Below are 12501 nucleotides of genomic sequence, written 5' to 3'. Positions count from 1 at the left end.
ATTAGTTCTTGTTTAAATATAATTCGGACAATCAAAAAAGGCCGCCATTGGCGACCTTTCAAGTCATTCATCGAAGCTATTCTCCCAGAAAGATTACTTCGGTTTCCAATTCAACTTGGAACGTATCATATACTTTCTTCTGAATAAATTGGATCAGATCCATATAATCCTGGGCAGTAGCGTGATCCACATTTACGATGAAACCTGCATGCTTCATGGAGATTTCAGCGCCTCCGATGCGAGTGCCCTGCAAGTTACAATCCTGAATCAGTTTACCGGCAAAATGTCCTTCGGGTCGTTTAAATACACTTCCACAAGAGGGGAATTCAAGCGGCTGCTTGGATTCTCTTAGGAACGTTAATTCCTTCATTTTGCTTGCAATATCTTCCTTGTTTCCTTTTTCGAGCCCGAATTCGGCCTCCAGTATGATATAGTGATCCATCTTGAAGAGACTATTTCGATAACCAAACTTCATCTCTTCTCGCGGAATCTCCAACACTGCGCCGTCTTTGGTGATCACAGTCGCACGTTCCACAACATCGGCGATCTGACCGCCATAAGCACCCGCATTCATGTAAAGTGCGCCCCCCGTGCTACCAGGAATGCCACAAGCAAACTCCAAACCGGTCAAGCTATGCTCCAAAGCAAGTCTGGATACCTCAATGATATCAACGCCGCTTTGCGCAATCATGCTGTCCTCATTCACTTTAATTTGATCGAAGTGGCTAAGAGAAATCGTTACTCCCCGGATGCCCCCGTCTTTAATAATGACGTTTGAGCCTTTTCCAATGACCGTCAGAGGTAACTGATGTAAGTTGGCAATTTCCACGATTTTAGTGATTTCGTCTATCGTTGTTGGATGGATGAGAATATCTGCGTTGCCACCTATTTTAATAAACGTGTGATTTTTTAGTGGTTCATTGAATTTCACTTTTTCCAAAGGTATCTGATGCTCAAAAATATTCATGATTTTCTCTCCCTGAATTCATAAAGAAATGATTGCACCATCGCGAAAATGAGATGCTTCTTCTTTATTATATGCTAAATAGGAGATTTTGTTTGAAATTATGTTGTTTTCATTATAATTAATCACATTCTCTTTAGATTTTGAACTTTTCCGTGAGTTCCTGCATGGAAGCAAGCTGTTGCTCTGTTGCCGCAACTACATGATTATGAGAGTTCTATGTCTGTTTGAGTCAGCTTGGCTGATAGCTCCCATAAACGAAAAGCTTGCTCAGGGTCGATGGCATACTTTTTAACCCCATAGAAACCTCCATCCTCAGGAGCCATTTCACTGATGTCACAATCCTCGCAGTAGACACCGCCTTTTCCCTCAAGCTGAGGAGAGGTTGCTGCCCAGACCTGCGTCGCTGCCCCCTGCTCAGGTGTTTTGAACGCAGGGTTGGCCACTTGTCCAGATTCATCAATCCAGCCCAGAGCAATCATTTCCTCTTTTGGCATATGACGCTGTAGTGGTGTCATAATTCCGCCTGGATGAACTGAGAAAGCCCGTACGCCGTGCTCTGCACCTCGACGATCCAGCTCAACGCTGAATAAAATCGTTGCTGTTTTGGACTGTCCATAGGCAGGGAATTTCTCATATCCATGTTCAAAGTGGATGTCATCCCAACGAATCGGTGAGAAATGATGTCCCGCTGATGCCAAGGAAACAACACGTGCTCCCCCCTGACTTGCAAGTGCTGGCCATAACAGATTAGTCAGGGCAAAGTGGCCCAGATGATTTGTTGCAAATTGAGCTTCCCAGCCAGGACCAACCCGCGTCTCCGGGCAAGCCATGATGCCCGCATTAAGAATCAGCATATCAATGTTCCGATCACTCGCCAGAAACCGCTCCGCAAAAGCACGAACGCTGGATAAATCAGCGAGGTCCAATTCATCTATTTCAACACCTTCCAGACCCGAAAGTGCTTCCTTCGCAACCGCTGGACGACGTGCAGTCACCACTACACGGGCTCCCGCATTAACAAGCGCACGTGTCGTCTCCAACCCCAGGCCGGAATATCCACCCGTTACAATAGCAAGCTGTCCGGACAAGTCCAGATCCCTCAATACATCCTCCGCTGTACTATTATGGTTGAAGCCAGAGTCCATTTTATGTTGTAAAGTTCTAGTATTATTTTCCTGTGTCATTCTGTTCATCTCCTTAGTAATATTTCTACTTTTTCAAAGTCTACACCCTAGAGCGTACTCTAAGTCAAATGGAAGTGAATACATCACCTGCAACTTCTCCGTGCAAACTGCAAAAGTAAAAAAAGCCGCCAGTTGGCGACTTTCGTTGAAATGATTATAGTCATCCAAGTTACGAATCACCCTGAACGGTGGATAACGAAACAAGGACCGGACTGGCGAAATCAGAGGCCTCTTCTCCTTTTGGATTATGAAGACGGAATAAAAATGCTTCCTCTTCTTCTGATTTCCAGACCATATAATCGCTAATGCCTTCTTCACCAGAGGCCTGAAGATAAAGCTCGGCATGACCAAGCGGGTGTTCTACCAGTTCTCCACTATAATCAGATACCTTACCGTTTTTTTCTAATTCTTCTTTACCCGCTGTCTCCAGTTCTGCCAGATTATAATCCGAAGGCAGTGGTTCAATATCCACATAATAGTCAGCGTTACTAGTCAGTGACAGACGGCCTTGAGCAGCATCAAATGTGAATTTCTCGAATACGTACAAGGAAAATCCTTCTCCTTGTTGCAAGGTCGCCTCTAGTGATTGATTGCCATCTGCGGTCAACATTTCAAAACTTGAGGTCTGTGGACGCTCCGTTTCATTTGCTTCTTCTGTTCCATCTGTTTCAGATGGTTGTTCATTTTCTGTTGAAGGTGCTGGAGCAGGTTCACCTACTGGCATTGATGGTTGAGGGCTAGGCAAAGGTTCATTACTACCAGAGCAAGCTGCAAGCGTTAGAACTATAACGATTAACGAGATACTCATCATAATAGAACGTGGTTGAAACATCAGGTTCATTCCCCCTGTCTATATTCTGTGCTTACATGTTATTACCCATAGCAGAGACTCGGAATCCATAGGTCCAACCTATGAAGTTATCCATAATCAGTATTTCCCTAGGGTCAGGGAAGAACCCTCGATACGGATACCTCGGCATCGATCGAAAGAAGCAAGGTGGATATCAATGCCACGCTGGAGGATCAATTGGTGTGGTTGGAGGAAGCGGGGTTTCGCGTGGCAGATTGCATGTATAAATACTTGGACTTTGCAGTGTTTTATGCGCAAAAATAAAAAAAGACCGGATTATGGGCAGCTATGCCGTGATCCGGTCTTCTCACATATCTTTCATTCTGAATCACTTATTTCAGCGACGCTGGCAGCTTAACGCCGAGAAGTTTGCCTTCGGCTTGGATGATGATCATTCCGTTTGTCTTCAAGGTCGTGTTGTGCAGATCTCCACCGGTGGAGACGCGGAAGACCGACTGACCCGACATCATGTTGAGGACAAGCAGTGTGCCGTTACGTTGTGCTCGATACATCCCTTTACCGTAAACATCAATCTGAGAAACGGGGGCATCACCATGCCACTGGACCTCTTGACCATTAGCCAGCTTGATGCCTGTAAGTTCTCCCGTGTTTCCGTTTTTGAAGATCAACCTTTCCTGTGTAACGCCAAGCCATACCATATTTTCGCCGTAAGGGCGCTGAAAAGTTCGAAGTGGCGCGGGACCTGACTTGGTTGAGGTCAACGAATACTCCGCTATCTTATCCCCTTGTAGAATGTATAGTTTGTCTTTATTGGAAAATATCCCTCCATCCCCATTCACATACGGTGGATCTCCCGGCATGGTCCACTTATACTCCTGACTTCCTTTTAACACACCGGTCTTCAGATTGTACACATTCACTTTCCATTTACGTTCTGGTGAAGACTCGTCATTTTCCAACATCGAAGAATAGTAGTCCGCTGAGTATACAAGTCCGTCTTTGATCTGAATAGCTTCCCCCTGACCAAAATGACCCCATAGCTTCTTGCCCGTTTTCTTGTCATATGCATTAAGCTGTAAGGATGTAAGTGCCCCTTGGACAAAAAAGGTTCTCAACACCACACCATTAGATTCTCTCAGATACTCAGTACCATTACCTTCACCTAATGGTTCATCTGCTTCCCAGCGCAGTTTGCCTGACTGGATGTCCAGTGCAAACGTTGTACTCCCCTTAATCACGTAGAGGGTATCCACCGTTGGAATCAGAGCTTCCGTACGGTTATACGTATCAATCCAGGTGGATGTGCCTGACTGCCATTTTGCTTTGCCTGTCTTCGCATTCAAGGCATATGGCTTGTGATCAATGGTCAGTCCGTAGAGAATCCCGCTTTGATAGGTAATATAAGGAGTCAGTTCTTTGCCGTAAGTCCACAACCGTTTACCTGTTGTCGCATCGAGTGCAATCAGCTTCGATCCAGCAAACGTGAATACTTTGCCTTCTTCTGCGATGGCATTAACTCCAACATACGTCTCGTTCATATTCAGATAGTTATCTACTTTCGCTGTCCAAGAAGGTTTCAGTTCAGGTACAGTGATTCGTTGATACGAATACCAGTTACGGATGGATACATCCGATGCTTCAGCATGTGCCTGCGATGGCAACACGCCGATAACGCCGTGAACCATCAGCATTCCGGCAGTAATGCCTGCAATGATGGGTCTTCTTGCTCTTCTTTTCCATTCCTTATTCATTTGACGTTTATGTATATTGACCATGGTAAATGAATTCCTCCTGTTATTAAAATCCTGAGATATAACTACATAAACATAACGTGTGATGGGTCCAAATAGTTACATGATTGTTAAATTATTCAAAGAAAATATCAAAAAAGCCGCCACCAGGCGACTTCTTGATAACTGTATTTTTTCGGTGATAAGTTGCGAACGTGACTCATTAATGAAGTTTCTGCTTTACTTTAGTTGGATCTGGAAGACATCCCCCGCATCACCACCAAAAACGATAAAACCACTTTTCGGGAGTTTCGTCGATTCCTGATTGGTTGCTACAGAGAAGTCAACCATTTCCCCTTTATCATTATACACTGCATAACCTCCGGTCTTCGGAGAATCCACCGTGATGGATTTGTTACCCGAGCGTGCGTCGATCACATACCACCGGGCTTGACCGTTTGCCGGAATAGTCGTAATTCCTTTTTTTCCACCAAAGATTGGAGTAATCGCATCCTCGGCAATGTATTCCTGCCCATCCTGGAGCAAAATCTCGGCGCCATTCTTTGTGTAAAATTGCAGATCAAACGCGTCTCTTCCGTTCATTACAGGAATCTCGGCGATATTCTCTGCGTTGTTTGCATCCATGATTTGCGTGCCATTAGCATAGCCATTTTTGGCATCAACGGAAAGGTTCTTGATCAGCATCGATGGAAGCAGATAAAAGATCGATGTTATTTTTTCATCCAACGCGTAATATTTTGAGCCGTCACGAGCTGTCCATTTCTCTTTGGTTGTTGCGTCAAGCGCATTATGATCCAGTTTTTGATAATCATACGTGTTCATTACCGTTTGACCTATGCCGGGTAACGTTATCATGCCTTGAACTTTAACATACACCTTGTCATTACTTTCCTTCACAAAACTAGCTTTCACACTTCCATCCGCACTTGTAAAATGTTCGTCCCCTGTGTACACATATTTCTGCTCTGGAATAATTCCACCCAGCAAAGCAGGCAGTTGCATTTCACCATCTTTAATCGTTATATCCAATGTCTCTCCTACCGTACCATAGAGACCGGAGTACGCGCTTAATTCTGTTGGCATCTTCACTTTGTCGGGTGACGAGAAGGTCTGATCGGGTTTAACCTTGTCAATGATGCCTTGATCCGCCAGAACTTCCAGCAGCACTTTGCTGGCAAACATCTGATTGTAGATGGAAGATCCGCCAGATGATAGAACCGCCATTGAAATATCATGTTCAGGTATAGTGATTAACACGGCGTGGTACAACATGGTATCCCCGCCTTTGGCAAGCGCGGTAACCCCATAATCGCTGAAAGGTGCAAGGTCAACCGAATCCCATCCCAAGCCATAATTGATCGTATTTTGCTCATCAGATACCCATATGCCCTTACGATATTCATGAGATTGCATGGCCTTCACAGCAGATTCGGACAGAATATCCGGTCTGTTCCCCATTAAAACCTCTCCGAATTGACTCAATTCTTCTGCGGTAGAGTACACTCCGCCTGTGCCGATAATGTTTGCATTTTCGGTAGGCATCTTCATCTCAAGTGTAGGCCAATAGGTTTCGGATAATTGCGCTCTGTCAAAGGAATCTAGTGGTGTCTTCGTTGATTCCAACTTCAACGGCTCGCTGATGAACTTGGCGATATATTCGCTGTAGCTTAATCCACTCACCCGTTCAACCAGAATTTCAAGTAATTGAAAACCGTCATTGGCGTAGACGGAGTATGCGCCAGGTTTGGATTTCAGTTTTTCGGACTGAAGTTTGAGCAATAACTCATCATGATTGCGGGTGTCATTATCTTCAAACAACATGCTGTTTCCATAATGTGTACCGTAAAGACCGGATGAATGATTCATCAACATGCGCGGTGTGATTTGAGTATAGCGCGCATCTGCCATTTTAAAGTCTTTGATATACGAAGTAAGCGGCTCATCCAGATCTATTTTACCGGAATCAACCAGCTTCATGGCGGCTGCCGTAACAACCATTTTGCTAACCGAGCCTATGCCATACATGCTATCCTTGTCTATTGGCTTCTGTGATGCCTTATCGTGCAATCCGACACTATCTGATAAAATATATTCCCCTTCATCCATGATCGCATATTGCACACTGGTGACACCGTAGTTTTGCACCATCTCCTTGGCGATCTGCTCCGCCCGTGCCTCAATCGTACCGCTGTTATTCGCCTCTGCTCTGACATCTGCCAGCGGTGTAATTACAAGCACCGCTGTACATAAAAGACTAATTAGTTTCTTCATCGTATGTCCTCCCTCAAATGTTCTTATGAATGAATTCATCATATCCGGGAAGAGACTGATCAAACGCAAACGGACCCTGAATGGAAAAAAACAACCCCTGAACGGCAGGTTCAGGGGTTGTCGGTGTGGAACGGAAGCACGACCATGTTGTTAAATTTCCGATGCTGATGCTCAATACTCATATGTCCACCATATTTCTCGCACATTCGCGATATATTGGTTAGACCGATCCCATGGTACTCCGGATTGGGCTTGTCACTTTTCAAGTCAACGATCGGTTGCTCCACATGATTCATAATCTGGATGACCAGTGTAGATGATGTGGAGTGAATGGCAATGAGGATGTATCGATCCTCGGCCTGTCTAACTTTCTTGGAGGCCTCAATTGCGTTATCAAGCATGTTACCAAGCACCACACACAGATCATATCGATCGATCTGGATATGTTGCGAGTGGAGCTGGACTTTGGTGTCGATTTTGATCCCGTTTGCCTGCCCCATAGCCAAGGTATTTGTAACGAGTGCATCAATGACCAGATTACCGGAGTTCACCCGCTGGTACGCACCTTCAATGGTATTTAATGTTGACTTGATATGGTCACCTGCCGCCGCCAGTTCGTTACGTTGGATACATTCATCAATATACAGAAATTGCTGATTAATATCATGGATGATGGATTTAATGTTTTTGAAACTGTGAACGGTCTTCTCATAGTTGGCATCCTGGTAGTCCATCTGACGCTGTAACTGGGTATTTTCATGCGCAAGCTGTACCTTTTCCACCATGTTGTCGAATACATATACAATGAACACGTTGAGAAATAGCGAGCCTAGTACAGAAAAGACGTAGAATATGTTTTTTTCACTATATATGGAGGCCACATTGATCTGATAGATCGTAATAATGGGTACGATAAGAAACAACAAATAATAACGATAATGCACGGCAAAACTTCTGCGTTTAGCCACTAAACGTACAATTTGAATAACAATAAACATGATACTGCAACCAACCAGCATTACCTTGGAAAGAATCCAGTGGTTTTCTCCGTTGAACTGTTCCCATGAAATGAATTCTGTGGATTCCAAGACTCCGAGAATATATACAGCTATCGTATTTGCCATTGTAATCAGAACCGCATACAGGATGGTAAAAACAAGCTTGATTTTAAACTCCACTTCATAGGACTGTGCCAGACTGAAGATTAACAGCAGAGCAACAGCAGTAGAAATGATATCAGAGAAGGAAGAGACCAAATAAAAATAACCCAACATGAGAAATACCATGAAATAGATCGCTCTGCGCGGCTTACGCCTGGACTTGCCCAACACAGAATCAAAATAAAAGTTCGCCTGAAATGCCATAAGTAAGGTCACAAAGATGATGGAAAAGATCATATAGGTACCCATATCATTGAATCCTCATGATCATGTATTTGGTGTAGGCATCCTTGATTTCTTTGACCTTGGATCGACCTATGGGCAGTTCCGTTCCATTCAACATAATGACTTGGGTACCGGAAAACTTCTGAACATGCATCAGGTTAATGATAATCGAGCGATGTATCTGCAAAAAACCATGGTCTTTCAAACCAGATGCGTAACTAGATAGAATACCTTTGGTCTCATGTACATTTTCCTGTGTTACAAAATTCAACTTGTTCTTGATTGTTAAACTTTTGACGACCTCAATCCAGAGAATATCATCATATTTCAGCAACAGTTCATCATAGTCTGATTTGATTAGTACATACTTTTTGTCCAATGCCTGAAAATATTGACACAGCTTAATCATCTTTTCCTCGAAAACTTGCGGCTGTATTGGCTTGATCAGATATTGAAAGGTGATGACATCAAAGCTCTCCACCATATATTCCGGGTAACTGGTCAGAAACATAATCTGTACATCCAGAAACTTCATGTTCCTGATCTCTTTAGCGGTCTGAATCCCGTTCATTCCGCCCATCTCCACATCCAAGATAAGAATATTGAATGTGTCCCCAACCTCTCTGTAGTGTGAGAGCAGTTGTTCACCAGATGTGAATAGGCTAATTTGAAAATCAAAATTGGTTTTTAGAGATAAGGAGACCAGCATCGTTTTCACACGTTCTCGTTGCTGCTCCTCATCATCACAGATTGCAATATTGAACATGGGGGAACATCCGCCTTTCATCGACATCGACTCTGAATTTCACTCTCGAATATACTATTTTAACATAGGTTTCGGAGTCGAATGGGGATGAAATGCATTATTCCGACCCTAAAACGCAGATCAACAAAAAAAGTCGCCACATTGGCGACTCTTGAGCTTGTAACCTTCTCCAGCATTCCTATGAAAAGTCCGGTCTGTTATTTTGTTTTTTTGGGGAAAGCATGGCGGTAATACCGTATTACCTTGCGATACATCGTCTTGTCCTTTAATTGATTGAATATATATGGGTCAGGTTTGACATTCACTTCAATAATCCAGGGTTTCAGACTGTGGTCAAGGCCGATATCCACACCAATTTGCTTAAGATGCGGGTACTTTTTTTTCATATGACGAGCTATGCGCAGGCTAAGCTCATTCATCTCTTGAATCAGTTCATTTCTGCGTTTGGTGGATGCATGTGATTTTAGCAGCTTGTGAATATCCATCGGTGTACCACCACTATGATAATTGGTTACGATTTTCTTTGGATGACCCAGTCGACCGATGATTCCGGTAGCTTCCCAATGTTTGGTCGGGCTTAGCTGTATCATGACACGGATGTCAAAACGTCTGTTATTGTGCTTAAGCAGATGGATTCCTCTCTGAATCAGATAACTTCTTTTATTCACCAGACGAGTCAGACTGTTATAAAACGATTCAAAGCTGTCAAACGTCAGACGTTTTTGCTCGATCTGATAGACAAAATGTTGCTGACTTTCCATCTCGGCCTTAATAACACCCATCCCGAAAGTACCTCTCTCGGGTTTGACATAGACCATTCCATATTTGCTGATCATGGATTTCAGATTCGTTTTGTTATATTTCTGTGTGTCGGGGATAAATGGTTTAATTAATTCATTATTAATGATCAATTTTGTTTTTAACCACTTGCTTCTTAACGGCTGCAACTTATCAACTCCCATGTCGTAAACTCTCCCTTCAGCAACCGCATCAAAGCCTGCTGTTTGATCAAGATCCTGCAAGCATTATATGTAATACCGATAAAGGAACCCTCAACAAAAGCCCCTATTCGTAAAAATGTATATTTGCACATGCCCTGACCAAAACACTTTTGCACACATACCATATAATGAGTCATCACGATTTGTGCAAGGAGATGAGTAGATGTCCGTCCAGCCTGGAATCCGGTTGAATAATGCGCCTAAGATTGATGTTCTTATACCAGCGATCGAGAAAGATTTGGCTACCCTTCCCCTCGTCATCGATAACATTCGCCGTTATGTAAAACATCCCATTGGAAGCATATATATTGTTTCTCCGGTCAGCACCAAGATCAGAAAACTCTGTTCCCTTAAAAACTGCATTTTTGTTAATGAGTTATCCGTCCTGCCTATAACCAAAAACGACATACACTACCAGTCCTCCCGATGGAATCGGTCAGGCTGGTTATATCAGCAGCTGCTCAAAATGAACGGAGATTCCATTGTGAAGGCAAAGTACTTTCTAGTCATGGATGCAGATACCGTACTGATTAAACCTCATTCATTTCTTGTAGAAGGCAAAACAGTCTTTTACTGCCGTGACTGGAGCCAGCCGGAATATTTCAATACCTACCGCAAGTTGTTTGGCATGAAAGCTCCGCGTCCCCGCTCTTTTGTCACCCATTATATGCTGTTCGACAAATCGAAACTCGCTGCCTTAAAACAGAAAATTGAAGCGGTTCATAAACTGCCATGGTACAAAGCCATCATCTCCAATATCAATAAGAAAAAGCAGTTTGGTTTCTCCGAGTATGAAACGTATGCCAATTTTATGTATACGAAAAACCCAGGCAGCATGGTCCTTAGAAGTTCCAAGAATAAAAGTCTGAATGTGAACGCTTCTTCGTTAAAAGAGCAACAAATCCGCAACCTGGCTCTTAAATATCGTTCTCTTTCCTTTCATAAACGGAAAATCTATAGTAAAGCTCCCTGAGCTTAAGGAGGAAGCCCATGCATATCGTAATGCTGTGCGGCGGCTCTGGCAAAAGGCTCTGGCCGTTATCCAATGAGCTTCGCTCCAAGCTGTTCATAGATATACTTCCATCACCCGCTGGAGGTAGGGAATCCATGATCAGCAGAGTATGCCGCCAGCTTGACAGTTCATCCCTAACGGATTCAACACTCATTATTTCACATCAGGATCAGGCTAATATTACGGCACGACATACTCAAGGCAAAATACCAGTCATTGGGGAACCTTATAAACGAGGCACTTTTACTGCGGCGGCCTTAGCGACGTTATATCTGCAATCCTTCCGAATGGCCAAAGATGACGATGTGATCTGTATCGCGCCAGCTGATGTGTTCGCAGGTGAAGATTTTTTCAGTAACTTCCAATTACTGCCGGACATATTGAAACATTCTCAAGCCGAAATCGCTTTAATTGGGACAAGGCCTACACATGCTTCAGAACAGTATGGATACATCCTGCCGGGTGGGGAAGAACGTAATGCTTATGCGCCCATAACACAATTTATAGAAAAACCTGAAGCCTCCATTGCTGAAACGCTGCTACAACGTGGGGCACTATGGAACTGCGGTGTGTACGCGTTCACCGTCGCGTTTATGATATCCCATATTAAAAAAATGGGGCTTCCGGTTCATTATGATCAATTGTCGTCCTTGTATGAAGCGTTGCCTGAACGCAGTTTTGACAAGCATGTTGCAGAAAAGGCACAGCGGGCCGTAGTCCTGCCTTATAAGGGAGTATGGCAGGATATCGGAAGCTGGGATACGCTGTGCGCACAGTTAGATACCCATGTAATCGGACACGGTGGAATCTCGGGTTCTTCCTCCGATTCCTATATTATTAACGAGCTTCCCTACCCCATCCAAGTCATTGGCGTGCCAGGTATTATCGCTGCCGCAAGTCCGGATGGCATTCTCATTGCCAACAAAAATAATTCAAATGAAATTAAAGCTCAATTGGGTAACTTGCCATTAAAACCGATGTATGGTGAAGCAACCTGGGGCAGTTATCGTGTCATTGAGAGTTCGTTAGACGATGAGAATACAACTGTAACCACATTAAACATAACGGTTCTACCGGGCAAACATATCGGGTTGAACTGGCATAGAACTGGGTGTAGAGCATGGACCGTGCTTGCAGGCAGTGGGCAAGTGCTTGTCAACGGAAAGGTCATGCAAGTGAGTATGGGCAATCAGTTCGTGATTACCAAGGAGAGTCTCTTTTCTATTCTGGCTGAAACCAGAATGGTGATCCTTGAGGTCCGGATCGGAGTAACAGAGGAGAAAGACAACATACTTTTTGAAGAAGATTGGAATGTAATCCTAAAAAGTGCAGGTTCATTTAACGCATAATGAG

Annotated in this window: 10 protein-coding genes; 2 read left to right on the top strand and 8 right to left on the bottom strand. The window is 43.8% G+C overall.

The features are described 5' to 3' along the window. Positions 1-76 precede the first annotated feature (76 nt). The 8 genes from murB to MHH92_RS14230 form a co-directional block, all read right to left on the bottom strand. Positions 77-985: a UDP-N-acetylmuramate dehydrogenase gene (gene murB, locus MHH92_RS14265; protein ID WP_435303347.1), complete on the bottom strand. Its 909-nt coding sequence runs from the start codon at positions 983-985 to the stop codon at positions 77-79. Between the two features lie 185 nt (positions 986-1170). After that, positions 1171-2151, bottom strand: a complete 981-nt coding sequence (locus tag MHH92_RS14260) for an SDR family NAD(P)-dependent oxidoreductase (RefSeq protein WP_282321489.1) — start codon at positions 2149-2151, stop codon at positions 1171-1173. A 169-nt stretch (positions 2152-2320) separates the two neighbouring features. Beyond that, the gene (locus tag MHH92_RS14255) at positions 2321-2983 is read right to left on the bottom strand and encodes a hypothetical protein (RefSeq protein WP_339286810.1); all 663 of its coding nucleotides are present in this window, start codon (positions 2981-2983) and stop codon (positions 2321-2323) included. Positions 2984-3333: 350 nt separating this feature from the next. Continuing rightward, entirely contained in the window at positions 3334-4737 is a 1404-nt protein-coding gene (locus MHH92_RS14250; protein WP_340904488.1) for an outer membrane protein assembly factor BamB family protein, read from the bottom strand. 195 nt (positions 4738-4932) lie between these two features. Beyond that, positions 4933-6984, bottom strand: a complete 2052-nt coding sequence (locus tag MHH92_RS14245) for a serine hydrolase domain-containing protein (protein WP_340904487.1) — start codon at positions 6982-6984, stop codon at positions 4933-4935. 110 nt (positions 6985-7094) lie between these two features. Then, positions 7095-8393, bottom strand: coding sequence for a GHKL domain-containing protein (locus tag MHH92_RS14240; RefSeq protein ID WP_339187531.1), 1299 nt, complete (start codon positions 8391-8393; stop codon positions 7095-7097). A 1-nt stretch (position 8394) separates the two neighbouring features. Next, positions 8395-9135 carry a LytR/AlgR family response regulator transcription factor gene (locus tag MHH92_RS14235; protein WP_340032933.1) on the bottom strand — a complete coding sequence of 247 codons (741 nt, stop codon included), beginning with the start codon at positions 9133-9135 and terminating at the stop codon, positions 8395-8397. Positions 9136-9332: 197 nt separating this feature from the next. Then, positions 9333-10097 (bottom strand): YheC/YheD family protein, encoded by a 765-nt coding sequence (locus MHH92_RS14230; RefSeq protein ID WP_076249384.1) that lies wholly within the window; start codon positions 10095-10097, stop codon positions 9333-9335. Between the two features lie 202 nt (positions 10098-10299). On the opposite strand from MHH92_RS14230, the gene MHH92_RS14225 reads away from it, so the two are divergent. After that, the gene (locus MHH92_RS14225) at positions 10300-11109 is read left to right on the top strand and encodes a DUF6492 family protein (RefSeq protein ID WP_127548387.1); all 810 of its coding nucleotides are present in this window, start codon (positions 10300-10302) and stop codon (positions 11107-11109) included. A gap of 17 nt (positions 11110-11126) precedes the next feature. Then, complete coding sequence (locus MHH92_RS14220) at positions 11127-12497, top strand: sugar phosphate nucleotidyltransferase (RefSeq protein WP_340904485.1); 1371 nt, start codon at positions 11127-11129, stop codon at positions 12495-12497. The last annotated feature ends 4 nt before the right edge of the window (positions 12498-12501 follow it).

This window comes from Paenibacillus sp. FSL M7-1414, from assembly GCF_038003195.1.
Taxonomy (GTDB): domain Bacteria; phylum Bacillota; class Bacilli; order Paenibacillales; family Paenibacillaceae; genus Paenibacillus; species Paenibacillus amylolyticus.
The sequence above is the reverse complement of the archived record's forward strand: the minus strand, read 5'-3'. Positions and strand labels throughout refer to the sequence as shown.